This window comes from Stenotrophomonas beteli (assembly GCF_001431665.1).
In the GTDB taxonomy this organism is placed as follows: domain Bacteria; phylum Pseudomonadota; class Gammaproteobacteria; order Xanthomonadales; family Xanthomonadaceae; genus Stenotrophomonas; species Stenotrophomonas beteli.
The window spans coordinates 211,929-233,637 of sequence record NZ_LLXV01000021.1; the positions used below are offsets into that span (position 1 = coordinate 211,929).

General features: G+C 67.5%; 24 protein-coding genes and 1 pseudogene. 15 read left to right on the forward strand and 10 right to left on the reverse strand.

The features are described 5' to 3' along the window. Nucleotides 1-257: 257 nt before the first annotated feature. The 5 genes from ARC23_RS05285 to ARC23_RS05305 all read left to right on the forward strand — a co-directional run bounded on the left by ARC23_RS05285 (nt 258) and on the right by ARC23_RS05305 (nt 3,793). Nucleotides 258-902, forward strand: a complete 645-nt coding sequence (locus ARC23_RS05285) for an HvfX family Cu-binding RiPP maturation protein (protein ID WP_057496253.1) — start codon at nt 258-260, stop codon at nt 900-902. 96 nt (nt 903-998) lie between these two features. Continuing rightward, nucleotides 999-1,475 (forward strand): HvfA family oxazolone/thioamide-modified RiPP metallophore, encoded by a 477-nt coding sequence (locus ARC23_RS05290; protein WP_057496254.1) that lies wholly within the window; start codon nt 999-1,001, stop codon nt 1,473-1,475. 56 nt (nt 1,476-1,531) lie between these two features. After that, nucleotides 1,532-2,377 carry an HvfB family MNIO-type RiPP peptide maturase gene (locus ARC23_RS05295; RefSeq protein WP_057496255.1) on the forward strand — a complete coding sequence of 282 codons (846 nt, stop codon included), beginning with the start codon at nt 1,532-1,534 and terminating at the stop codon, nt 2,375-2,377. Next, on the forward strand, nt 2,370-3,104 hold the full coding sequence (locus ARC23_RS05300) for an HvfC family RiPP maturation protein (RefSeq protein ID WP_057496256.1): 735 nt from the start codon (nt 2,370-2,372) through the stop codon (nt 3,102-3,104). The genes ARC23_RS05295 and ARC23_RS05300 overlap by 8 nt, the downstream gene beginning before the upstream one ends. Before the next feature lie 50 nt (nt 3,105-3,154). Then, a complete protein-coding gene (locus ARC23_RS05305; protein ID WP_057496257.1) occupies nt 3,155-3,793 on the forward strand; it encodes a ferric reductase-like transmembrane domain-containing protein in 639 nt (212 codons plus the stop codon). A 62-nt stretch (nt 3,794-3,855) separates the two neighbouring features. Here the strand turns inward: ARC23_RS05305 and ARC23_RS05310 are convergent, their stop codons facing one another. From ARC23_RS05310 to ARC23_RS05335, 6 genes are all read right to left on the reverse strand, one after another. Continuing rightward, complete coding sequence (locus tag ARC23_RS05310) at nt 3,856-4,272, reverse strand: hypothetical protein (RefSeq protein WP_238985197.1); 417 nt, start codon at nt 4,270-4,272, stop codon at nt 3,856-3,858. Between the two features lie 60 nt (nt 4,273-4,332). Next, entirely contained in the window at nt 4,333-5,469 is a 1,137-nt protein-coding gene (locus ARC23_RS05315; RefSeq protein ID WP_057496258.1) for a metallophosphoesterase, read from the reverse strand. A 134-nt stretch (nt 5,470-5,603) separates the two neighbouring features. Next, the gene (locus ARC23_RS05320) at nt 5,604-7,142 is read right to left on the reverse strand and encodes a TerC family protein (RefSeq protein ID WP_057496259.1); all 1,539 of its coding nucleotides are present in this window, start codon (nt 7,140-7,142) and stop codon (nt 5,604-5,606) included. Between the two features lie 43 nt (nt 7,143-7,185). Then, a complete protein-coding gene (locus ARC23_RS05325; RefSeq protein ID WP_057496260.1) occupies nt 7,186-7,410 on the reverse strand; it encodes a helix-turn-helix domain-containing protein in 225 nt (74 codons plus the stop codon). Then, nucleotides 7,410-7,877 (reverse strand): DUF2975 domain-containing protein, encoded by a 468-nt coding sequence (locus ARC23_RS05330; RefSeq protein ID WP_057496322.1) that lies wholly within the window; start codon nt 7,875-7,877, stop codon nt 7,410-7,412. The genes ARC23_RS05325 and ARC23_RS05330 overlap by 1 nt, the downstream gene beginning before the upstream one ends. A 223-nt stretch (nt 7,878-8,100) precedes the next feature. Further along, nucleotides 8,101-8,532 (reverse strand): pyridoxamine 5'-phosphate oxidase family protein, encoded by a 432-nt coding sequence (locus tag ARC23_RS05335; RefSeq protein WP_057496261.1) that lies wholly within the window; start codon nt 8,530-8,532, stop codon nt 8,101-8,103. Nucleotides 8,533-8,817: 285 nt separating this feature from the next. On the opposite strand from ARC23_RS05335, the gene ARC23_RS05340 reads away from it, so the two are divergent. Continuing rightward, nucleotides 8,818-9,255: a hypothetical protein gene (locus ARC23_RS05340; RefSeq protein ID WP_057496262.1), complete on the forward strand. Its 438-nt coding sequence runs from the start codon at nt 8,818-8,820 to the stop codon at nt 9,253-9,255. 29 nt (nt 9,256-9,284) lie between these two features. Then, nucleotides 9,285-9,791 (forward strand): PaaI family thioesterase, encoded by a 507-nt coding sequence (locus ARC23_RS05345; RefSeq protein WP_057496263.1) that lies wholly within the window; start codon nt 9,285-9,287, stop codon nt 9,789-9,791. A gap of 9 nt (nt 9,792-9,800) precedes the next feature. Here the strand turns inward: ARC23_RS05345 and ARC23_RS05350 are convergent, their stop codons facing one another. From ARC23_RS05350 to ARC23_RS05360, 3 genes are all read right to left on the reverse strand, one after another. After that, nucleotides 9,801-11,543, reverse strand: a complete 1,743-nt coding sequence (locus tag ARC23_RS05350; protein ID WP_057496264.1) for a GGDEF domain-containing protein — start codon at nt 11,541-11,543, stop codon at nt 9,801-9,803. A gap of 55 nt (nt 11,544-11,598) precedes the next feature. Beyond that, nucleotides 11,599-12,624, reverse strand: a complete 1,026-nt coding sequence (locus ARC23_RS05355; protein WP_057496265.1) for an AI-2E family transporter — start codon at nt 12,622-12,624, stop codon at nt 11,599-11,601. A gap of 115 nt (nt 12,625-12,739) precedes the next feature. Beyond that, nucleotides 12,740-13,792 (reverse strand): sensor domain-containing diguanylate cyclase, encoded by a 1,053-nt coding sequence (locus ARC23_RS05360; protein ID WP_057496266.1) that lies wholly within the window; start codon nt 13,790-13,792, stop codon nt 12,740-12,742. Nucleotides 13,793-14,062: 270 nt separating this feature from the next. Between ARC23_RS05360 and ARC23_RS05365 the strand changes: the two genes are divergently transcribed. The 3 genes from ARC23_RS05365 to arsB are packed head-to-tail and all read left to right on the forward strand — an operon-like array spanning nt 14,063 to nt 15,953. Then, on the forward strand, nt 14,063-14,392 hold the full coding sequence (locus ARC23_RS05365) for an ArsR/SmtB family transcription factor (protein WP_057496267.1): 330 nt from the start codon (nt 14,063-14,065) through the stop codon (nt 14,390-14,392). A 14-nt stretch (nt 14,393-14,406) separates the two neighbouring features. Next, nucleotides 14,407-14,913: an arsenate reductase ArsC gene (locus ARC23_RS05370; RefSeq protein ID WP_057496268.1), complete on the forward strand. Its 507-nt coding sequence runs from the start codon at nt 14,407-14,409 to the stop codon at nt 14,911-14,913. A gap of 14 nt (nt 14,914-14,927) precedes the next feature. Continuing rightward, complete coding sequence (arsB, locus tag ARC23_RS05375) at nt 14,928-15,953, forward strand: ACR3 family arsenite efflux transporter (RefSeq protein ID WP_057496269.1); 1,026 nt, start codon at nt 14,928-14,930, stop codon at nt 15,951-15,953. Between the two features lie 16 nt (nt 15,954-15,969). Here the strand turns inward: arsB and ARC23_RS05380 are convergent, their stop codons facing one another. Continuing rightward, nucleotides 15,970-16,977: a LacI family DNA-binding transcriptional regulator gene (locus tag ARC23_RS05380; RefSeq protein ID WP_057496270.1), complete on the reverse strand. Its 1,008-nt coding sequence runs from the start codon at nt 16,975-16,977 to the stop codon at nt 15,970-15,972. A gap of 95 nt (nt 16,978-17,072) precedes the next feature. Here ARC23_RS05380 and ARC23_RS05385 point away from each other — a divergent pair, with 95 nt between their 5' ends. The 5 genes and pseudogenes from ARC23_RS05385 to ARC23_RS05405 all read left to right on the forward strand — a co-directional run bounded on the left by ARC23_RS05385 (nt 17,073) and on the right by ARC23_RS05405 (nt 21,707). Next, nucleotides 17,073-18,125, forward strand: a complete 1,053-nt coding sequence (locus tag ARC23_RS05385; RefSeq protein ID WP_057496271.1) for a sugar phosphate isomerase/epimerase family protein — start codon at nt 17,073-17,075, stop codon at nt 18,123-18,125. Nucleotides 18,126-18,152: 27 nt separating this feature from the next. Beyond that, nucleotides 18,153-19,370, forward strand: coding sequence for a nucleoside permease (locus ARC23_RS05390; protein ID WP_057496272.1), 1,218 nt, complete (start codon nt 18,153-18,155; stop codon nt 19,368-19,370). A gap of 12 nt (nt 19,371-19,382) precedes the next feature. Next, entirely contained in the window at nt 19,383-20,507 is a 1,125-nt protein-coding gene (locus ARC23_RS05395) for a Gfo/Idh/MocA family protein (protein WP_057496273.1), read from the forward strand. 19 nt (nt 20,508-20,526) lie between these two features. Further along, nucleotides 20,527-21,392: pseudogene (locus tag ARC23_RS05400) on the forward strand (sugar phosphate isomerase/epimerase family protein). A gap of 27 nt (nt 21,393-21,419) precedes the next feature. Continuing rightward, on the forward strand, nt 21,420-21,707 hold the full coding sequence (locus ARC23_RS05405; RefSeq protein WP_057496323.1) for a c-type cytochrome: 288 nt from the start codon (nt 21,420-21,422) through the stop codon (nt 21,705-21,707). Nucleotides 21,708-21,709 lie beyond the last annotated feature (2 nt).

Sequence of the window (21,709 nt, forward strand, 5' to 3'; positions counted from 1 at the left end):
TGTAGGGCGCAGGCGGGTTTCTACAGTGGGATACATTCGGGCGCCGGTCCTGCCCGGGCGCTACCGGGCGGATATCGCTCCCCGCACGCGGGCGCGCAACGCCCCGATGTGCGTCAACGGATCGTCTTTGTATCTGACTGTACGAAACCCCGGCCGCGGCCACAGTCGCTGACAAAACCCCGGGCAACGGCACACGTTGCCGATACCTGCGCCGCCTGGAATGGCCTCCATCGACCACTGGCCCGCAGGACACCACCATGATCAGCACCGCCTCTTCCGTGTATACCCCCCGCCTGGACGCCGTCGGCCGCTGGCTCTCGCCGTTGGCGCTGCGCACCCTGCTGGCCTGGGAGTTCTTTGAATCCGGCCGCGGGAAGCTGGGCGGCCAGAACTGGTTCGCCGACCTGGAAGGCCGCTTCCCGTTCCCGTTCTCCGCCCTGCCCGCGTCGCTGAACTGGCAGCTGGCCACCTGGCTGGAACTGGTGGGTGCGGTGATGCTGCTGCTCGGCCTGGCCACGCGCTCGGTGGCCTACGTCTTCTGGGTGTTGACGGTGGTCGCCATCGCCGCCGTGCACTGGCCCGACCAGTGGAACGGCCTGGGTGAACTGTGGCAGGGCTATGCGATCACCGACCAGGGCTACGGCAACTTCAAGCTGCCGCTGCTGTTCCTGGCCATGCTGCTGCCATTGATCCTCAACGGCGGTGGCGCGCTCAGCGTGGACCGGCTGCTGGCCGGCCCACAGCATGCCCCCGTCGGCAACGACGGCCTGGGCTGGGGCGTCAGCCTGATCGCCCTGTTGCTGCCGGTGGCGGCGCTGTTGCCCGGCATCGGTTTCGGCGGCGCCCTGCTCGGTGGCGTGCTGCTGCTGGGCTATCTGCTGCGTCGCCGCCGCGCCGCGTGAGCCGCCTCCCCCTGTTCCCGAACGTTTCCCTTTCCGTCGCCTCTTCGGCGGCGTCCATCCCGCACGCCCCGCGTGCTTTCCCAAGGAGTCACCACCATGTCCGTCTCGACCAAGAACACCCCCTCCTCCCGCCTGCCGCGCATCGGTGCCATCGGCATCGCCCTGGCCGGTGGCCTGCTGCTGGCCGGCCAGGCCGCGGCGATCCAACCGCTGGCGATCAGCGCGGTGGCCATGAGCGCCGCCGCTGAAGGCAAGTGCGGTGAAGGCAAGTGCGGGGCCAACAAGGCCACCACTGGCACGCCCGCCGGCAAGGCCAAGGTGGCCGAGGGCCAGTGTGGCGAAGGCAAGTGCGGCGACGCCTCGTTTGCCCGCACCGACCGCGACCACGACGGCAAGGTCTCGCGCGCCGAGTTCAACGCTGTGGCCGCCAAGCGTGCCGCCGAGTTCGACCGCATCGACACCGACCACGACGGTTACATCAGCGAGCAGGAAGCGCACGACTACCTGCGCAGCGTCTACACCGCCAACGGCAAGCCGATGCCGAAGGGCCTGTTCTCCCGCGTTGCCGATTGATCCACGTTCACCCGGCGCCGCCTTCAGGGCGGCGCCCTCTCTCTGGAGCATCCGCCATGTCCCTGCCCCTGCCCACCAACGCCGCAGGTCTTGGCCTGCGCCGTGGCCTGATCGACGAACTGCTGGCAATGCCGGCCGGTGCCATCGACTTCCTCGAAGTCTCCCCCGACAACTGGATCGGCGTCGGCGGTGCACACGGTGCCGCGCTGCGCCAACTCAGCGAGCGCCACCCCTTGACCTGCCACGGCCTGGCGCTGTCGCTGGGCGGTCCTGATCCGCTGGACCGCATCCTGCTGGCACAGACCCGAGCCTTCCTCGACCTGCACCAGGTGCAGCTGTACAGCGAACACCTGAGCTACTGCGCCGCCGGTGGACATGTCTATGACCTGCTGCCGCTGCCGTTCACCGCCGAGGCCGTACATCATGTCGCCGGTCGCATCGCCCAGGTGCAGGACATCCTGGGCCGACGCATCGCCGTGGAGAACATCTCCTACTACGCCGTGGCGGGCGCGGACATGAGCGAGATCGACTTCATCAACGCCGTGCTCGCCGAAGCCGACTGCGACCTGCTGCTGGACGTCAACAATGTCTTCGTCAACGCCTGCAACAACGGTTACGACGCCTTCGAATTCCTGGCCCGCGTGCCGCCCCACCGTGTCGCCTCGCTGCACGTAGCGGGCCACTTCGATGAAGACGATGGCTTCAAGATCGATACCCACGGCGCGCCGGTGAAAGGCGTGGTCTGGGCGCTGTTGCGCGAGGCCTATGCGCGCGTGGGCGTGCGCCCCACGCTGCTCGAACGCGACTTCAACTTTCCGCCGCTCGCAGAGTTGCTGGCCGAGGTTGCGCAGATCCGCCAAGCGCAGGTCGAGGCACGCTGGCCCGAGGTGGCCCATGGCTGAGTCGCTGGCCATCCTGCAACGGCGCTGGGCCGATCATGTGCGCGATCCATCACTGGCCGCACCCGCTGGCATCGGGGCGCGCAGGCTGGCGCTATACCGCCGCCTGTGCATCGACAGCCTGGACACCTTGCTGGCCGGCAGCCTGCCGCGCCTGCAACAACAGTTGGGCACGCCGCGCTGGCGCGACACAGTGGAGCACTACTACGCCAGCCACGCCTGCCAGACCCCGTTGTTCCCACGGATCGCCGGCGAGTTCGCGGACTGGCTGGCGGTGCAGGACGCGCTGGCACTGCCAGGCTGGGCAGCGGAACTGGCGCACTACGAGAGCACGCAGCAGTCGCTGCACATTGAAGCGCGTGACGCTGGGTGTCTGCTGCACCGTGTTCCCCTGGACAGTGATGTGCTCGCGGTTTCGCCGTTGGTGCGAGTGCTGGGCTACCAGTGGCCGGTACATGAAGACGAGGCGCTTGAGCCGGTGTTGAGCGCAGCACCCACGCTGCTGGTGATCCGGCGCGTCGCCGGTTTCAGCCTGCAGGTCGAGGAACTGTCATCGCTGGCCTACGCGCTGCTATCGGTGTTCGGCAACGACGGCGCGCCGGTGGTTGAGGCGCTGCAAGCGCTGTCCGAAACACATGACGTGGCAACAGACGCATTGCGTGCGGCCTGCGTGCCCGTTCTGGGCGAGCTGTGCATGGCAGGCGTGCTGGTTGCATTGCCTGCTTCCTGAGGTTGCCGGCCAGCGGCCGGCACTACCGCCCCCTACTTCGAGGTCTCATCATGGCTGCTTCCAACACTTCCTTCCTGCACGGCTGGCGCCTGTTCCTGGCCATCGCCGTGGTCCTGATCGCGCTCGCGCTTGCGGCCTTCGCCCTGTATCCCGATGCAGCCGAAGGCAGCCGTGCGGCGATCCGGGTCACTGCACGCACATCATTCCTGCTGTTCCTGACGGCGTTCACGGCATCGTCGTTCGCCAGCCTGCTGCCCGGCCCGTTCACCCGCTTCCTGCTGCGCGAACGGCGCATCATCGGCCTGTCCTTCGCGTTCTCGCACCTGCTGCATGCCATCGCCATCACCAGTTTCGGCATCCTCAACCCGGCGTTCTGGCCAGCACGGTCCGCGCTGGCCAACCTCCCGGGCACGGTGGGCTACATTGCCATCCTGGCGCTGGCCATCACCTCGCACCGGGGGCTCGCCCGGCGCATGGGACCCACCGCCTGGCGTCGCCTGCACGTCACCGGCATGTGGATCATCGCGGCGGTGTTCACCTACTCGTACTTCAAGCGCGTGCCGGGCAACTTCTGGTATGCGGTGCCGTCGGCGCTGCTGTTCACCGCCTTCGTGGTGCGCTGGATCGCAAAGCGGGCGCAGGCGTTGCGCCGAAGTGCGCACGCGCGACCGCCGCTGCGGGCGGCCTGACGGGCCGGGGTCAGATCCCTTTGCCAAAGGCAAAGGGATCTGACCCCATCATGCCGTCCCCATCAGCCATCACGGGTGGCGCGATAGGCCGCGTAGGCATCGAGGATCTTCTGCAGCCGCACATGCTGCTTCGTTCCCATGGAAACCTGCCGCACGCGCTTCAGCAGCGTCTTCCACATGTATCCGCAACGGAAGAAGTACGGCCGCACTTCGAGGAAGGTCAGCGCGACATCCAGCGTATCTGGGTCGCGTTCGGCAAGTTGCTTCAGCGCGTTGGCGTAGCCACCCGGAAACGCCAGCCGCTCGTAGTGCTGTTGGAACTGCGCGCAGGCCTGGGCGTGCAGCAGCTTCTGTTCCGGGTCACGCCAGCGCGACGCAGCACTCCCGCGGATGGCCCGCTGCAGCCGGTTGATCTCATCGGCATTGGCGCGGATCAGGCGTTCCATCGGGGCGCGGGGATGGGACAGGGTTTCTTCCATGTGGTTTGCCAGGGGTCAGACCCCTTTCCCGCAGGGAAAAGGGTCTGACCCCGCCTAAGGTCACGGCGCGCGGCGCAATGTCACCAGGGTGATCTCCGACGGTACGCCGATGCGCGCCGGAAAACCCGCCCAGAGGCCGGCCCCGTTGCTCACGTACAGGGTCATGCCATCCACGTCGTAGCGGCCGGAGACGAAGTCCCCGTTGGCCCGCTTCACCAGCTGGTCCATGCCGATGATCTGCCCGCCGTGGGTATGCCCGGACAGCTGCAGCTTCACCCCGCGCGCCGCCGCCTCGCGCGCATTGCGCGGGCGATGATCGAGCAGGATCACCGGCGCGGACGGATCGGCACCGGCCAATGCGGCGTCCAGATCCGGCAGCGGCAGGCCGTAGCGTGCGGCCACCGGATCGGTGACGCCGGCGATGGTCAGCGCCGCATCGCCGCGCCGCACCTGCAGGTGGCTGTTCTCCAGCACCTGCATGTGCAGCGCGCGGAACGCCTGCATCCACGCCTGGTACTGCGCGTAGTACTCGTGGTTGCCGGTGATGGCGACGACGCCGTCCGGCGCGCGCAGGTCCGCGAGTGGACGCGCGTCGTCACGGCGGGCCTCGACGCTGCCGTCGATCAGGTCGCCGGTGATCACCACCAGGTCCGGCGTCAGTGCGTTGCTCTCGTCCACCACCCGGCGCACCCAGTCGCCGGTCAGCAGGCGGCTGGCATGGATGTCGGTCAGCTGCAGCACGCGATAGCCGTCGAACGCAGCGGGCAGCCCGGCGATGCTCACCTCGATCTGCCGGGGCTTGGGCACCGCCATGCCCTGGCTGACGCCATACCCACTGACCAGCAGGGCCAGCATGCCGGCCGCCGGTCGCAGGTTCCGCGTGCGCAATGCGGCTACCGTACGTGGCCAGCGCAGCAGGCGGGAAGCGAGCAGGCCCACGTCCAGCGGCAGGATCAGCAACGCCAACAGCAACACCGCCGTGGAGCCGGTGGCCAGCGTGGCGATGGCCAGTTTCGGAATCTCGGGCGATGCCATCGTGCCCCAGAAGGTGGCCACGATGCGCAGCTGCACGGCCATGGCCACCACCAGCAGCGACAGCACGACCTTCAACCCGATGGGCATGCGCAGCGGCCAGAACAGGCGCCAGGCCACATACAGGCCCATCAACAGACCGATCGTACTCAGCACTGCAACCATCCATGACAGAAAGCGGGCCCGCCATGGTGACGGCTGCGGGCTGGATTGTGTAGAGCCGAGCCCATGCCCGGCTGCTCAGGAAGCCGTCGAGCATGGCTCGACTCTACAGAACCCCAATCGCGCAGCGCTCGACGCTACAGATGGCCCAGGCGTTCCACCCGCAGGCGGGCGATGCGGCGCTTCTCCATCGCCAGCACGGTGATGCGTATGCCGGCCACCGCCACCGCATCACCGATGTCCGGCAGGCGGCCCAGCTGCTCCAGCACCAGCCCGGAGATGGTCATGTAGTCGGCACTGCGCGGCAACGACACACCGGTCAGCCGCTGCAGGTCGTCCAGGGTCAACGCGCCATCAGCCTCCCAGCAATCTTCGCCCTGCGCGACCACGCCATAGCGTTCGTCCTGGGTATCCACCAGGTCACCGGCAATGGCCGCCAGCAGGTCGTTGGCGGTGACCAGGCCTTCCACGCTGCCGTACTCGTCCACCGCCACCGCCAGCGGCACCGGGTGCTGGCGGATCAGTTCCAGCGCCTGCAAGGCACTGGCACTGGACAGCACGTACTGCGGCTCGCGCAGGTTGCCTTCCAGCTGCAATGGCTTGCCCTGCAGCAGGTCGGCCAGCAGGTCGCGGCTCTGCACCACGCCACGCAGGCTGTCCAGATCGCCGTCGCCGACCAGCAGGCGGGTGTGCGGTGAGGCCACCAGGCGTGCGACCACATCGTCCTGCCCACGCGCCAGGTCGATCCACTGCACGTCCGCACGCACGGTCATCACGCTCGACACCGGCCGGTCGGCCAGGCCCAGCACGCTGCGGATCATCTCGTGTTCGGCCGGCTGCAGGCGCTCTCCGGCGTCCACCGGCTCGTCCACGCTTTCGTCCGCATGGCCATTGGCCGGGCGCGCACCGAGCATCCGCAGCACGGCGTCGGCGGTGCGCTGGCGGAACGGCTGGCGGCGCTCGTTGCGCTCACGGTTGAAGCGCACCCACTGGTTGAACGCCTCGACCAGGATCGAGAACGCGATGGCCGCGTACAGATATCCCTTCGGGATCTTGTAGCCCAGGCCCTCGGCCACCAGGCTAAAACCGATCATCAGCAGGAAGCCCAGGCACAGCACCACTACCGTGGGATGCTTGTTGACGAAGCGGGTCAGCGGCTTGCTGGCCAGCAGCATCAATGCCATTGCGATCGTCACCGCGGCGTACATCACGCCCAGGTTGTCGACCATGCCGACTGCGGTGATCACCGAGTCCAGCGAGAACACTGCATCGAGCACCACGATCTGCGCCACCACCATCGCGAAGCTGGCATAGACCTTCTTGCCATCTTCGTGGTGCTCGCGGCCTTCAAGCCGTTCGTGCAGCTCCATCGTGCCCTTGAACAGCAGGAACAGGCCACCGCCGAGCAGGATCAGGTCACGCCCGGAGAAACTGTGCTCGAACAGCGTGAGCAGCGGTTCGGTCAGTTTCATGATCCAGGCCAGCGCCGCCAGCAGCACCAGCCGCATCAGCAACGCCAGTGCCAGGCCGATTACCCGCGCGCGGTCGCGCTGGTGCGGCGGCAGCTTGTCGGCCAGGATCGCGATGAACACCAGGTTGTCGATGCCGAGCACAATCTCCAGCACGACCAGGGTTGCAAGGCCCATCCAGATCGAGGGGTCAGCCAACCATTCCATTTCAGGTCCGTTTCGTCAGTAGTTAGGGAAAAAGGCAAAGCACTCAGTCAGCGCCCTGCGCCTGTGCCGGGTCATGCCCGAGCAGGTCGCCGGGCGTGCACTGCAACTCACGGCAGATCGCATCCAGCGTGGAAAAGCGGATGGCGCGCGCCTTGCCGGTCTTCAGGATCGACAGATTGGCCAAGGTAATGCCGATACGCCCGGCCAGTTCGGACAGGGTCATGCCCCGTTCCTGCAGCATGCGGTCCAGGGTGATGACGATCGCCATCAGATGACACCATCAAGGTCATCACGCATCGCCGCACCCACGGCGAACACGCGTGCCAGTACGAACAGCATCAGCACCGCGACCAGGCCAGTGATCGACATGCCGCCGCCCACCTCCATCCAGGTGAAGTCCGGGCCCATCCAGGCGGCGTAGGCACCGATCAGGATCGACAGCAGCTCCATCGCCAGCATCAGCCACGCCATGCGTTGCAGGCGCTGCGCATTGGCATGGGTGAACGGCCGCTCGCGCGCAGCCGACTTCAACAGCCGCAGCAGGTGCCGCAGGAACAGCAGGCACAGCACCAGCAGCGCGACGATGGCGCCCAGACCGAGGCAGAAATGCAGGAACAGATCGTTCCCATGCGCGGCCGCAGCAGCGGCATCGTGCACGCTGTCGAGCAGCCAGCGCCGGTCGTGGGCGACCAGCGGCACGGCCAGCAGTGCGGCCAGGATGCCCAGCCAGCACATCGCGCGGACGGCCTGTACGGCGGCCTGGGCCAGGGTGAACAAGCCTCGCGCAGGTCTGGCGCGGGCGGGACGAGCGGTCAAGCGGCCTCCGGCGTTGGGACAGCATCGCCGCCCCGGGATGGATTTATCGATAAACGATATACCACATCCTGAGTGAAAGGCTGAATCGCACGCGTGCCCCTGCCAGGGCGCGGGCAATGCGCTGGACGCTGCGCGGCCCCGATCAGACCACGATTTCGCCCTCGTCCTCGCCATCCCAGTAGTGGATGCGGCTGGCGTGCACATGAATCAGCACCAGCCCCGGTGTATCCACTCCCTGTTCGAACCAGCGCTCAAGGTCCTTCACCCAGTGCTGGCTCATCGTAGCGCGATCGCGTACCAGCGCTGCCCTTCCCTGCACGTGCACGAACAACGGTGGCTTGCCCAGTAGCGACTTGCTGCCGGAAAAACCCAGCGCAACGGCGGGGTCAGCGTCGATCTCGCGCACCATGTCGGTGTCTTCCGTAGTGAAGAACCAGCTGTCACCGTCATAGTCCACGTCACCGTTGTTGCTCATCGGACGACCCGCAATCTCTCGACCCGCGTGGGTCTGCAGCAGGGTGAAATCAATGCCGGCCATCTTCTTGGCCAGTTCGGGCAGGGTGAGCTGGGTCATGGCGTCGTCCGTCAGCGGATGGAATCCCAGCGTCGGCGCACAGCAGTGACCGAAGCGTGGATGAGCAGTTGCGACCTCTTCACAGAAAACGAGATAGAGCGCATGGCACATGCGTGACGCACCTCACACCACCACAGCCGCGTTAAGAGCAGATGGAGGAACGGCCCTCCAGGCCGCGACACGCCTCTAACAGGGCATTGCTCAAGAATCGCGCAACCCCGTGGCGCGACCGGCATGGCTGCCGGCACAAGCGCAGGCTTTCCTCCGCAACCGCATGGCCTCCACATGGACCTGTTCGCCTGGCTCGCGTTCGGCTGCTACCTGTTGGCGTTCTTCATTGTCTCGCTGTTTGCTGCGGCCTATCTGAAACGCTCTGACTTCATGCCTTACCACGGCCAGGCCGTGGGCGTGCCGTGGACCGAGGTCGAGCCGCGCATGCAGGTGCTGGTGATGGCCCTCATCCGCGTGGTCGGGGCGGGCTGGATCGCACTGGCCGGGGCTGGCGTGATGCTGGCCTGGCTGATCTTCTTCGGGGGTCACTTCGCACTGCCGCAGCTGCTGGCGTTCCAGCTGTTCTGCCTGGTCGCCACCGTGCCGCCGGTCCTGGTCGCCGCCGGCGTGCAGCGGCGTACCGGTGCGCGTACCCCGGTGCCCGCTGGCGCCATGGTTGTACTGCTGTCGGTCATCGGATTCGTGCTGGCCCTGTTGTCGCTACCGCAGTGACGTCCCTTCCCCCTCCACGAGGCTCAACGATGAATCCCGAATCGATCTTCTACAGTGTGGTCAACGGCGATCTTCCACGCTCCCAGGCGGGCACACTGCTCGGCTGGCGCTTCGTCGGTTACGACGATGCACTGCGCCGCATCCAGGTTGAATTCGACGCTGGCACCATACTGACCAATCCGATGGGCAACGTACAGGGCGGCTTCCTCTCGGCGATGCTGGACGACTGCATGGGGCCGGCGATCTACGCCACGCTGCCGGCCAACCGCATCGCCGTCACGGTGGAATCCAAGACCAGTTTCGTCAGCCCGGCGCGGCCAGGCCGGATCATCGGCTGGGGCGAGGTGGAGCACAGCAAGGGCAGCATCGCCTTCACCCGCGGCTGGCTGACCGATCCGGCCGGCAAGGTGCTGGCCACCGCCAGCGCCACCTTCCGGGTTGGCGCGCTGCGCTGGCGCGGCCTGTCGGTGCCGCGTCCCATCGCGCAACGGATGATCTCACGTACGCTGCGGCGGGTGCATGCACGCATCGGCTGATGCGTGCCCTCAGCGCGCACCGCGACCTCGACCGGCCACGCGCACGCGGTCGCGGCCCTGGGCCTTGGCCTGGTACATGGCCGCGTCGGCGGCACGCAACAGGGTGCGCCAGCCCAGCGCATCGGTCTTTCCCGCGGCTACGCCGAAGCTGGCGGTGACCCGCAGCACGTTGCCACCGGCCAGTGCGATGTCCAGCTGCCGCAGCGCCACGCGCAGGGACTCGGCCACGTGGCGGCCGCCGGCCAGGTCACCGTCGGCCAGCAGCACCAGGAACTCCTCGCCACCGTAGCGGGCAACGCTGTCGGTGCGGCGCAGGTGGCGCTGCAGCAGCTGCGCCACCTGCACCAGCACCTCGTCGCCAGCCTCATGACCGTGGCCATCGTTGATGGCCTTGAAGCGATCCACGTCCAGCAGGATCACCACCGCGCTGCTGCCACCGCCGGCATGGCGCTGCTGCACCATTTCGTCCAGCGCGCGCCGGTTCAACAGCCCGGTCAGTTCATCGGTGCCGGCCAGCTGGCGCAGCTCGCTGGTCAAGGCCGAGCGCTCTCTCGACTTCTCGCGCAGCACTTCGATGGCATCGAACAGGCGCTGCATCTCGGCCAGTGGATGGGTGGCGTGCTGCTCCGGACCGGGTGTGTCCGAGGCGATCTGGATGACCTGCGTCTGCGCCTGCAGCAGTGGGCGCAGGATCTGCCGGTGGGCGATGCGCAGGACGCCGCCCAGCACCAGCAGCGTACCCAGCGCGGTGGCCACCAGCACCCCCAGGCGTGTCGCCTCGCGGTTGCGGGCGTGCTCGAAGCGATCGATCGACACGCGCAGATAGCCGTCGCGCAGTTCTTCCAGCGAGCGCAGCGTCGGAACATAGCGCGTGGTGAACTCGGCTGCGGTCCACGGCGGTGGCCGGCCGCGCCTGCCATCCTTGATCAGCTGCTCGATCATCGGCAGCGACTCGCCGAAAAACTGCCGTCGCGCCGTGTCCCAATGCCAGGACAGCGCCGGATCGCTGCGGAACACCGATTCATGGCTGCCTGCCAGATACCACAGCTCGAGCAGGCGGCCTTCGGTCTGCAACGCTGCACGCACCTGTTCATCGCGCCACGCGCCGGGTATCGCCACCGGCGCCATCACGTTGGAGGCCAGCCGGCCACCGTGTTCGCGCAGGTCGATCAGCACCTGGCCCTGCATCGCCGGGATGGCGGCCTCGCGATCGGCGCGCACCAGCGCGTTGACCTGTGCCGAGCTCAGCAGGTGCAGACGATCGACCACGGCGAACATGCTGTTGATCGCACGCTCCACCTCTTCCACCCGCCGCGCATCGCGCGGTACTGCCGCGACCTGGTCGACCGCCGCGCGCGCCGTGGACAGCCGGCGCCGCGCATCGGCCAGCAGGCCCTGGCCATCCACTTTCTCCGGGCCGGCCTTGAAGACCGCATCGAGCTGCAGCAGCGCGGCATCCACCCGTTGCCGTGCCGCTGCCAGCTGCGCGGCCAATCGTGCGTGCGTGCCTGCATCGGCCGGGTCTGCGCCGAGCAGGCTGTTGGCCGGGCCGCGCTCGGACGAGATGAGATTGGCCAGCTCGAAGGTCTGGCGCAGCTGGCGCAGGCTGACCAGATTGCTCTCGGCTTCAACCAAGCGCTGCGTCCCCTGCACCAGCGCGATGGCCATCAGCGGCAGTGTGCACAGCACGAACAGGCCGCCCAGTATCCAGAGCCATGTCCGCAGACCGATTGGCGATGCCCTGCGAGCCATCGATGTAGCCCCCTGCATGTGGATCAGTGGATCAGCCGGCCCACGTCACGGCGGATCAGATCCAGCGCTGATCCACCAGCTCGCGCTTGACGTAGGCATAGAACACCGGCGCGGCAACCAGGCCCGGCAGGCCGAACGCCGCCTCCATCACCAGCATCGCCAGCAGCAGCTCCCAGGCCCGTGCCTGGATCTCGCCGCCGACGATGCGTGCGTTGAGGAAGTACTCCAGCTTGTGGATCACGATCAGGTACAACAGCGCGGCCACCGCCACATAGAACGAGACCGACAGCGCGACGATGGCGATGACGGTGTTGGAGATGAGGTTGCCCACCACCGGCAGCAGGCCGGCCAGGAACGTGATCAGCACCAGCGTCTTGGACAGCGGCAGGTGCACACCAAACATTGGCAGCACGCCCAGCAGGAAGATGCCGGTGAACACCGTGTTGAGCAGCGAGATCTTGACCTGGGCGAACACCACCTGGCGGAATGCGGTGGCCATGCGGCTGGTACGGCCGATCAGTTCCTGTGCCAGCGGCCCCATCTTCGGCAGCGGCAGCTCGTCGTACAGCGCGATCATTGCGCCCAGCACCATGCCGATCAGGATGCGCACGCCCACCTGCACCGCCGACGTACCGGCTACCCCCAGCTGGCGCTGGTGTTCGGCCGCCCATTCGTTGAGCGCCGCACGCAATGCCGGCATGTCTTCGGGAATATAGGGCTGCAGCAATGCCGGCACCTGGTGGCGCGAACTGTTGAGGATCTCCATCAGGTGTCCCAGCAGCGCGTCCGGTCCACCGGTCTCGGTGCGGAAGAACGAGGCGATGCCGATCCCGGCCAGCACCAGCGCACTGATGATCACTGCGGACAGCAGGATCACCGCGATCGCCCGCGCGCGTCCCGGTGGCAGCCGGCCCTCCACCGTCGAGGCCAGCACATGGGTGAGCTGGAACACCAGCAGGCCCGACAACAGCGTCACCACCAGCCCCAGCTTCAGCGCCAGCCACATGCCCAGCAGCATCATCAACCAGGCCGCGATCCGTGCAACGGGGGGCTTGGGCTGGGCAACGAGAGCGTCTTGCATGGCGGTACGTCCGGGCAGGGTGGCCCATGGTAGAGGATTGCCGGCGCAATGCCGCGTGCAGGCTCAACCGCCACCGGGCCAGCCACGCGCCGGCGTCGGGGCGGTGCCGGTAGCCTCATTCGCCGTAGCTGGCGGTGTTCTTGCCCTGCCGCTTGGCGTGGTAGAGGGCGCGGTCGGCCAGCGCCAGCCAGTCCTCCACACTGCCGCCGCGGGGGGTGGCCGCGATGCCGATGCTGACGCTGAACTCGACCCCCGGGGTGGCCTGACGGGCCACCTCCAGCAGGTGCAGCCGGACGCGCTCGGCCACACGCATGGCATCCGCCGGCGCGCAGTCATGCAGCAGTACGACGAACTCGTCGCCCCCCAGCCGCGCGGGCGTATCGCCGGGCCCGGCGAGGGTACGCAGGGTAGCGGCGATGTGGCGCAGCACTTCGTCCCCGGCGCGGTGGCCATGCGAATCGTTGATGTGCTTGAAATCGTCCACGTCGAGCATCAGCAGGCAGGCGAAGCCACCCTGCCCCTGTGCCCGGTCCAGCGCCTGCTGCGCGCGCACGATCAGGAAACCACGGTTGGCCAGTTCAACCAGCGGATCCATCCGGCTCAACCGCTGCAGCTGCCGGTTCTGTGATTTCACCCGGCGCGCCAGCTGCCAGCTGAGGATGCTGAGCCCGATGCCATAGACGAACAGGAAGGGCACGCTGAGCACGATCGTGCGCTGCGAGGACACCGGTTGGTACGGCAACCCCAGCACCCACCAGGTAAGCGCGAACCCCAGCACCAGTGCCAGCGTTGCACGCAGTGCCAGGCGCACGCCGCCGGCGGCGATCTTGTCGGCCACCAGCAGCGCGGCGAACAGCGCACTGGGCACCGTACTGAGCGCCATGAAAGCGATCCAGCCGCCCCCGAAGAAGGAATCGGCCACCATGCAGCGGAACTGGACCACCGCCGGCTGGCGGGAACGATGGGTCAGCAGCAGCGCCAGCGCCGGCCAGGCCAATGCGTTGAGCAGCAACAGGCCCCAGGCCAGCGCGCCGTCCTGGCGCTCGAGGATGATCGAGGCAATCGGAACCGCACCCAGCCCGTTGCCGACGAAGCGCATCCAGCCGATGCGCCGGGCCGCACCAATGCCTTCGACCGCAACTTCCGTCGAGTCGGTGAAGTAAGGCATTGACGCCCCCCTTGCGTGATCGCACGTTCCACTACGGCCCTGCCGGGCGGTCCGCTACGAGTCTGACAGCTTTGCGTCAATTCAGGATCAAGGTGGCATCGGACGCAATGGAACTACCTGGCCGCATCCGCTCCCGAAGCGCCGGCGAGCATGGCCGCTTCCGACTGCCCGCGCGTCAGCGGGGGAATCTGACCCTTCTTCCATCACTTCCACGACGCGGTCATCGAGCAGTACTTGCGGCCGGCCAATTAATTCGATTATTCTAGAAATATGAAAACAAAGCAGGCAATCACGGCCCTCACCGCCCTCGGCCACGCCACCCGCCTGGCCGCCTTCCGCCTGCTGGTCGAAGCCGGGCCCGCAGGACGCATGGCCGGCGACATCGCCTCGATCCTGCAGGTGCCGCCGGCCACGCTGAGTTTCCATCTGAAGGAACTGCTGCAGGCCGGCCTGGTGGAAAGCGAGAGCCAGGGCCGCAACGTCTGCTACCGCGCCAACTTCAATGCCATGACCGGCCTGATCGATTACCTCACCCACAACTGCTGTGCCGGCTCACCTGCGCCGGGCTGCAGCCCCGGCGCGCCCGACTGCGCCGGCTGAACGGAGATCTGCGTGTGACCACAAAACGCGTGCTGTTCCTGTGCACCGGCAATTCCGCCCGCAGTGTGCTCGCCGAAGCCACCCTGCGGGCGTGGGCCGGGCATCGCTTCGAGGTCTTCAGTGCCGGCAGCCAGCCGACCGGCCAGGTCAATCCGTTCGCCATCGCCCAGCTGCAGGCCGACGGCATCGCCACCGCCGGGCTGCACAGCAAATCCTGGGACGTGTTCGCCGATGCCGCACCGATGGACCTGGTGATCACCGTCTGCGACGCCGCCGCGGCGGAAACCTGCCCCGTGGTGTTTGGCGATTTCCTGCGCACGCACTGGGGGCTGCCGGATCCGGCTGCGGTCGAAGGCAGCGACGCCGACATGGCCCAGGCATTCGCCCAGGCCCATGCCATCGTGAAAGTCCGGCTGCTCGCCCTGCTGGCCCTGCCTGCGGCCACCTGGAACGACCGTGGTGAACTGAAACACGCCCTGGACCGTATCGGCTTCGTGCAGCCCGCAGACCCGGGCGCATGAGCCGCCCCGCTCCGATGGGGCGCTTCGAACGCCACCTCACCCTGTGGGTCACCTTGTGCATCGCGGCGGGCACCGCACTGGGCCATTTCCTGCCCGCTGCATTCGCCGCGCTGGCGCGCACCGAAGTGGCCAGAGTCAACCTGCCGATGGCGGTGCTGATCTGGTTGATGATCATCCCGATGCTGCTGAAGGTCGACTTCGGCGCAATGCGCCAGGTCGGCCAACATTGGAAGGGCATCGGCGTGACGTTGCTCATCAACTGGGCGGTCAAGCCATTCTCGATGGCGCTGCTGGGCTGGCTGTTCCTGCGCCATGCCTTCGCCGGCTGGCTACCGCCCGGGCAGGCCGACAGCTACATCGCCGGCCTGATCCTGCTGGCGGCGGCGCCGTGCACGGCAATGGTGTTCGTGTGGAGCAACCTGTGCCGTGGCGATGCCAACTTCACGCTGAGCCAGGTGGCGTTGAACGACGCGATCATGGTGGTCGCCTATGCGCCGGTGGTGGCGTTGCTGCTGGGTCTGTCGGCCATCAGCGTGCCGTGGAACACGCTGATCCTGTCAGTGGGTCTGTACATCATCGTGCCAGTGATCGCTGCCGCAGCGCTGCGGCGCATGCTGCTGGCGCGTCATGGCCAGGCCGGCCTGGAGGCCGTGCTGCGCAGGCTCGGGCCGCTGTCGCTGGCCGCGCTGCTGCTCACCCTGCTGCTGTTGTTCGGCTTCCAGGGCCGCCAGATCGTGCAGCAGCCGCTGGTCATCGCGCTGATCGCGGTGCCGATCCTGATCCAGGTGTACTTCAATGCGGGGCTGGCCTACCTGGTGAACCGGCAACTGGGCGTCGCCCATTGCGTGGCCGGTCCGTCGGCGCTGATCGGCGCCAGCAACTTCTTCGAACTGGCCGTGGCGACCGCCGTGGGCCTGTTCGGTGTGCATTCCGGTGCAGCGCTGGCGACGGTGGTCGGCGTACTGATCGAGGTACCGGTGATGCTGTCGGTGGTCCGCATCGTCAACGCGTCGCAAGGCTGGTACGAACGCAGGCGATGATCACGCGCCCCAACCCTCACCCGCGCCGGGGCGCCGCCGTCGAACCCCGCACCATCAGGCTGAACTCCAGCGTCTGCTGAAGCGGCATATCGACGTGCTCGATGATGGCGAGCAGCAGATTGACCGCACGCTCGCCGATCTCCCGCATCGGTTGCCGGATGGTCGTCAGCGGCGGCGTGAGGTAACGCGACGATGCCAGATCGTCGAAGCCGACGATGGACAGGTCATCGGGCACGCGGATGCCCAGATCGCGGCAGGCCGCCAGGGCCCCCAGCGCCATCTGGTCGCTGAAGCAGAAAATCGCGGTCGGTGCGGGCGTGCTGCCCAGCAGCGCCGACGCTGCGGCATGGCCGGAATCCACCGAAAAATCGCCCGGCACGACGTTCAGCTGGCGCAGGCGACCACGCGCCCTGGCAGCCGCCCGCACTCCCTCCAGGCGCTGCTGGTGCAGAGGGTTGTCGGGCGGCCCGCCGACCACGGCGATCCGCTCGTGGCCCAGCGCGTACAGGTGCTCCATGACCGCGCGTGCGGCGGCCGCGTTGTCGATGTGGACGCTGGGCAGCCCCAGCGCCGGGTCGAACTCGCAGCCGTTGACCACCGGTGCGGCGGCGCCCTGCTGCTGGACGATGGCGCGCGCGGTGGGCGGCAGGCGATGCCCGAGCACGATCATGCCGTCGGCCTCATTGCGACGGAGCATCTGCGCGTAGCGCTCCTCGCGGTCGGGCTGGTCCTGGGTATCGCCCAGCAGCACCGCGTAGCCGAGCGCCTGCGCGGCGTCTTCGGCGCCCTGCAGGATCTGCGCGAAGAACGGGTTGGCGATGTCCGGCACGGTGACCAGGATCTTGCCGCTGCGCTGGGTCTTGAGCGTCCGCGCAACCGTGTTGGGCACATAGCCCAGCGCGGCGGCGGCCTGCTCGATGCGGGTGCGTGTGGCCGGCAATACCTTGTCCGGCCGCGAAAGCGCGCGCGACACCGTGCCGGCGGAGACGCCAACGTGCCTTGCAATGTCGTAGATGGTGGCCATGGCGTTAGTTGTCCTGTCCGCTGTGCAGTGCACAACAGCTCCTGCGTGCGCCCCTGCTAGGATAATGCAATCGATTGCATCGAGGGCGAATCCTCTTGAAGACGCTCAAGGGTCCAGCGCTGTTCCTGGCGCAGTTCATCGGCGACACAGCTCCTTTTGATCGACTGGACACGCTGGCCGGCTGGGCGGCGGGCCTGGGCTATTCTGGCCTACAAGTACCCACCAACGCGCCCCACCTGTTCGATCTGGCCGAGGCCGCGCGCAGCCAGGCGTACTGCGATGACATCGCCGGCATGCTGGCCGGGCACGGCCTGCAGATCACCGAGCTGTCCACCCACCTGCAAGGGCAGCTGGTGGCCGTCCATCCCGCCTACGACAGCCTGTTCGACGGGTTCGCGCCAGCGGACAAGCGCGGCGATCCAGCGTCGCGGCAGGCCTGGGCGGTCGAGCAGCTGCTGCTGGCGGCCCAGGCCAGCCGGAACCTCGGGCTGAGCGCACATGCCACCTTCTCCGGCGCGTTGGCCTGGCCCTACTTCTACCCCTGGCCGCAGCGCCCGCACGGCCTGGTGGAAGAAGCCTTCGCCGAACTCGGCCGCCGCTGGCGGCCCATCCTCGATGCATTCGACGCCTGCGGCGTGGACCTGTGTTTCGAAATCCATCCGGGCGAAGACCTGCACGACGGCGCGACCTTCGAGCGTTTCCTCGACAGCGTCGACCAGCATCCACGCGCGAAGATCCTCTACGACCCCAGCCACCTGCTGCTGCAGCAGCTCGACTACCTCGGCTTCATCGACCGTTATCACGACCGCATCGGCATCTTCCACGTCAAGGACGCCGAGTACCGCCCCAGCGCGCGCAGCGGCGTGTATGGCGGCTACCAGGACTGGATCGATCGCCCGGGGCGGTTCCGCTCGCCGGGCGACGGCCAGATCGACTTCAAGGCGATTTTCTCGAAGTTCGCGCAGTACGACTTCCCGGGCTGGGCCGTGCTCGAATGGGAGTGCTGCCTGAAGCACCCGGAAGACGGCGCACGCGAGGGCGCGGCCTTCATCCGCGACCACATCATCCGCGTGACCGAACGCGCCTTCGACGATTTCGCCGACAGCGGCACGGACACCGCTTCATTGCACCGCATGCTGGGAATCTGAGCCATTACCGCCCCGGGAGGGCAAGCCATGACGCACGCCATGTCGCGCTTGGGCGCGATGATGTTCCTGCAGTTCTTCATCTGGGGCGCCTGGTTCGTGACCCTGGGTACCTACCTGGTGCAGGGCCCGCTGCAGGCCAGCGCGAGCCAGGTGGCCACGGCCTTCCTCAGCCAGTCCATCGGTGCGATCGTCGCGCCGTTCCTGGTCGGGCTGATCGCCGATCGCTACTTCGCCGCGCAGCGCATCCTTGCGGTACTGCACCTGGCCGGCGCGGTGCTGCTGTGGCTGGCCTCCACGGCGGACAGCTTCAGCGCGTTCTCCGCCTGCGTGATGGGCTACATGCTGCTGTTCATGCCGACGCTGGCGCTGGCCAACAGCGTGGCGATGCGGCACATGCAGTCACCTGAAAAGCAGTTCCCGCTGGTGCGGGTGGCCGGCAGCGTCGGCTGGATCGTCGCCGGTGTGCTGATCGGCTGGCTGGGCTGGGAGCAGGCACACCGGCTCGAACTCACCTTCCAGATGGCGGCCATGGCGTCGCTGGTGCTGGGGCTGTACGCGTTCACCCTGCCGCATACGCCGCCGCTGGCCCGGCAGCGTGACGCCGGGCTGGGGCAGATCCTGGGGCTGGATTCGCTGCGGCTGCTGAAGTCGCGCTCCTATCTTGTCTTCTTCCTGGCTTCCATCGCCATCTGCATCCCGCTGGCGTTCTACTACAACTTCACCAACCCCTACCTCAACGACCTCGGCGTACGTGGCGCTGCCGGCCTGCAATCGCTGGGCCAGGTATCGGAAGTGCTGTTGATGCTGGCCATGCCGTTCCTGTTCGTGCGGCTGGGAGTGAAGACGATGCTGGCGGTGGGCATGGCGGCATGGGTGCTGCGCTATGCGCTGTTCGCCTTCGGCGATGCGGGCAGCGGCTTCTCGCTGCTGGTGATCGGCATCGTGCTGCACGGCATCTGCTACGACTTCTTCTTCGTCACCGGCCAGATCTACACCGATGCGCATGCCGGCCCGGACGCGCGCAGCAGCGCACAGGGTTTCATCACCCTGGCCACCTATGGCGTGGGCATGCTGATCGGCACGTTCCTGTCCGGCGCGGTGGTGGAGCACTTCACCACCGCGGCAGGGCCGGACTGGCAGCAGATCTGGCTGTTCCCGGCGGGCGTTGCGCTGGTCGTGCTGATTGCCTTCCTGCTGCTGTTCCGCGACCGGCCGCTTGCCGCGGCCGCGCCTTCCACACCCTAAGGACGCCTGCCGATGCCAACGCCTGGAATCGCCATCATCGGAACCGGCATGATCGGCGCCGTACACCACCGCGCGGCACTGCTGGCCGGCGCCCGCATCCGTGGTGTTGCGGCCTCTTCGCCGGACCGTGCACGCGAAGTCGCGCAGTCGTGGAATGTCGCGCGCGCCTATCGGGATGTCGAGGAGGTCATCGCCGATGCGCAGGTGCAGGTCGTGCACATCTGCACACCCAACCATCTGCACCGGCCGATGGCGCAGGCCGCCCTGGCAGCAGGCAAGCACGTGATCTGCGAGAAACCGCTGGCGACCACGCTGGACGATGCACAGGCGCTCGCGGCGCTGGCTGCCTCGACCGGATTGGTTGCCACGGTGCCGTTCGTCTACCGCTACCACCCGGTGGTCCGCGAGGCGCGTGCGCGCATCATGCAGGGTGAACTTGGGCCGTTGCACCTGATCCATGGCAGCTACCTGCAGGACTGGCTGCTGGACCCGGCCAGCAACAACTGGCGGGTCGACCCGGTGCTGGGCGGCGCGTCCCGCGTGTTCGCCGACATCGGCTCGCACTGGTGCGATCTGGTGGAATGGGTCAGCGGTGAGCGCTTCGCCGAGGTCAGCGCAGCGTTCGATACCGTGATCCGAGAGCGCGGCGCCGGCACCGCACAGAGCTTCAGCACCCCGGCCGACGGCGGCGCGCTGCAGGCGGTGGCCAGCGAAGATGTGGCGATGGCGATGTTCAGGACCGGCGCCGGCACGCTGGCATCGTTGACGACCAGCCAGGTCTCGGCCGGGCGCCACAATCGTCTCTGGTTCGAGATCGATGGTGCCCGGGCCAGCGTGGCCTTCAACCAGGAAGATGCCGAGCGGCTCTGGATCGGCCGGCCCGAGCAGCGCGAGGAGATCTTCGTGCGCGGCCCGGGCGCGGGAAGTGCCGGGCAGCGCCGGTTGTCGGTGCTGCCGGCCGGGCACGCACAGGGCTATGGCGCATGCTTCGACGCATTCGTCGCTGACACCTATCGCGCCATCGACGGCGAACGTGCCGAGGGCCTGCCGACCTTCGACGACGGCGTGCGCTCAGCGCGGGTCGTCGACCGTGTCATCGCATCAGCCAGGACACGCGCCTGGACCACCATCGACTGAACCCTGGGAGGAACGCCTGATGAAAGCCCCTGTCCGCCGGACCGCAGCGCTCGCCGTTCTGCTGCTTGCTGCCCTGCCCGCCTTTGCAGGGCAAGCCGTCGCCGCGCAGAAGCCCATCGCGGTGCAGATGTACTCGCTGCGCAATGCCGGTTCGCTCGACCAGCAGTTGAAGATCGTCCACGACGCCGGCGTCCATGCGGTGGAAACAGTCGGCACGCAGGGCGTCAGCGCCACCGAACTCAAGCAGCTGCTGGACCGTTACGCGATCACGGCCATCTCGTCCCACGTTGCCCTGGCCGAGCTGCGCAGGGACCTCGACGGCGTGGTGGCCTTCAACCGTTCGATCGGCAACACCACGCTGGTGGTGCCCTACCTGGACGCGAAGGACCGGCCGCGCGATGCCGCAGGCTGGACCGCACTGGGCCAGGAGCTGGGTCGCCTGGCGAAACAGGTGCGCGCCCAGGGCATGCGCCTGGCCTACCACAATCACGACTTCGAACTGGTCGACGTCGACGGAAAGACCGGCCTGGAACGGTTGTTCGCCGCGGCCGGGCCCGATCTGCTGACCGAACTGGACCTGGCCTGGGTCGCGCGCGCGGGCCTGGACCCGGCCGTGATGCTGGGCACGTTCCGCGGCCGCCTGTTCGCGGTGCACGCCAAGGACAACGCCCCCAAGGGCCAGGCCGAAGACGAAGGTGGCTTCGCCGCCGTCGGCCAGGGCGTGCTGGACTGGAACACGATCCTGCCGGCCGCATCCGCCGCCGGCGTGCAGTGGTACATCCTCGAACACGACCAGCCACGCGATCCGGCCAAGGTGATCCAGACCGGCGCGGACTACCTGCGTGAACACCTGACCGTCAGCCCCCGGCCCGCGCACAGCGCTAGCCCGCGAAGGAGACTTGCTTGAAGACGATGCTGAAACTGGCGCTGATGCTGTGCGGCGCAACGCTTGCGACCACCGGGTGGAGCAAGGGCGATCCGGCTGCCGGCGCCAAGCTCTACAGCACAAACTGCACGGCCTGCCATGGTGCCGATCGCGCCGGCATGCCCGGGGCGTTCCCGGCGCTCACCGATATCGGCAAGCGCCTGGATGGCGCACAGATCAAGGACAAGATCAGGAAAGGTGGCGGACTGATGCCGCCGTTTCCACAGCTGTCGCAGCAGGAGATCGACGACATCGCCAGTTACCTGGCGAAGTAGTC

What these genes read in the sequence shown, in the direction of transcription:
- ARC23_RS05285 (WP_057496253.1), top strand. Translation starts at nt 258, where the DNA reads ATGATCAGCACCGCCTCTTCCGTGTATACCCCCCGCCTGGACGCCGTC.
- ARC23_RS05290 (WP_057496254.1), top strand. Translation starts at nt 999, where the DNA reads ATGTCCGTCTCGACCAAGAACACCCCCTCCTCCCGCCTGCCGCGCATC.
- ARC23_RS05295 (WP_057496255.1), top strand. Translation starts at nt 1,532, where the DNA reads ATGTCCCTGCCCCTGCCCACCAACGCCGCAGGTCTTGGCCTGCGCCGT.
- ARC23_RS05300 (WP_057496256.1), top strand. Translation starts at nt 2,370, where the DNA reads ATGGCTGAGTCGCTGGCCATCCTGCAACGGCGCTGGGCCGATCATGTG.
- ARC23_RS05305 (WP_057496257.1), top strand. Translation starts at nt 3,155, where the DNA reads ATGGCTGCTTCCAACACTTCCTTCCTGCACGGCTGGCGCCTGTTCCTG.
- ARC23_RS05310 (WP_238985197.1), bottom strand. Translation starts at nt 4,272, where the DNA reads ATGGAAGAAACCCTGTCCCATCCCCGCGCCCCGATGGAACGCCTGATC.
- ARC23_RS05315 (WP_057496258.1), bottom strand. Translation starts at nt 5,469, where the DNA reads ATGGTTGCAGTGCTGAGTACGATCGGTCTGTTGATGGGCCTGTATGTG.
- ARC23_RS05320 (WP_057496259.1), bottom strand. Translation starts at nt 7,142, where the DNA reads ATGGAATGGTTGGCTGACCCCTCGATCTGGATGGGCCTTGCAACCCTG.
- ARC23_RS05325 (WP_057496260.1), bottom strand. Translation starts at nt 7,410, where the DNA reads ATGGCGATCGTCATCACCCTGGACCGCATGCTGCAGGAACGGGGCATG.
- ARC23_RS05330 (WP_057496322.1), bottom strand. Translation starts at nt 7,877, where the DNA reads ATGTGCTGGCTGGGCATCCTGGCCGCACTGCTGGCCGTGCCGCTGGTC.
- ARC23_RS05335 (WP_057496261.1), bottom strand. Translation starts at nt 8,532, where the DNA reads ATGACCCAGCTCACCCTGCCCGAACTGGCCAAGAAGATGGCCGGCATT.
- ARC23_RS05340 (WP_057496262.1), top strand. Translation starts at nt 8,818, where the DNA reads ATGGACCTGTTCGCCTGGCTCGCGTTCGGCTGCTACCTGTTGGCGTTC.
- ARC23_RS05345 (WP_057496263.1), top strand. Translation starts at nt 9,285, where the DNA reads ATGAATCCCGAATCGATCTTCTACAGTGTGGTCAACGGCGATCTTCCA.
- ARC23_RS05350 (WP_057496264.1), bottom strand. Translation starts at nt 11,543, where the DNA reads ATGGCTCGCAGGGCATCGCCAATCGGTCTGCGGACATGGCTCTGGATA.
- ARC23_RS05355 (WP_057496265.1), bottom strand. Translation starts at nt 12,624, where the DNA reads ATGCAAGACGCTCTCGTTGCCCAGCCCAAGCCCCCCGTTGCACGGATC.
- ARC23_RS05360 (WP_057496266.1), bottom strand. Translation starts at nt 13,792, where the DNA reads ATGCCTTACTTCACCGACTCGACGGAAGTTGCGGTCGAAGGCATTGGT.
- ARC23_RS05365 (WP_057496267.1), top strand. Translation starts at nt 14,063, where the DNA reads ATGAAAACAAAGCAGGCAATCACGGCCCTCACCGCCCTCGGCCACGCC.
- arsB (WP_057496269.1), top strand. Translation starts at nt 14,928, where the DNA reads ATGGGGCGCTTCGAACGCCACCTCACCCTGTGGGTCACCTTGTGCATC.
- ARC23_RS05380 (WP_057496270.1), bottom strand. Translation starts at nt 16,977, where the DNA reads ATGGCCACCATCTACGACATTGCAAGGCACGTTGGCGTCTCCGCCGGC.
- ARC23_RS05390 (WP_057496272.1), top strand. Translation starts at nt 18,153, where the DNA reads ATGACGCACGCCATGTCGCGCTTGGGCGCGATGATGTTCCTGCAGTTC.
- ARC23_RS05395 (WP_057496273.1), top strand. Translation starts at nt 19,383, where the DNA reads ATGCCAACGCCTGGAATCGCCATCATCGGAACCGGCATGATCGGCGCC.
- ARC23_RS05405 (WP_057496323.1), top strand. Translation starts at nt 21,420, where the DNA reads ATGCTGAAACTGGCGCTGATGCTGTGCGGCGCAACGCTTGCGACCACC.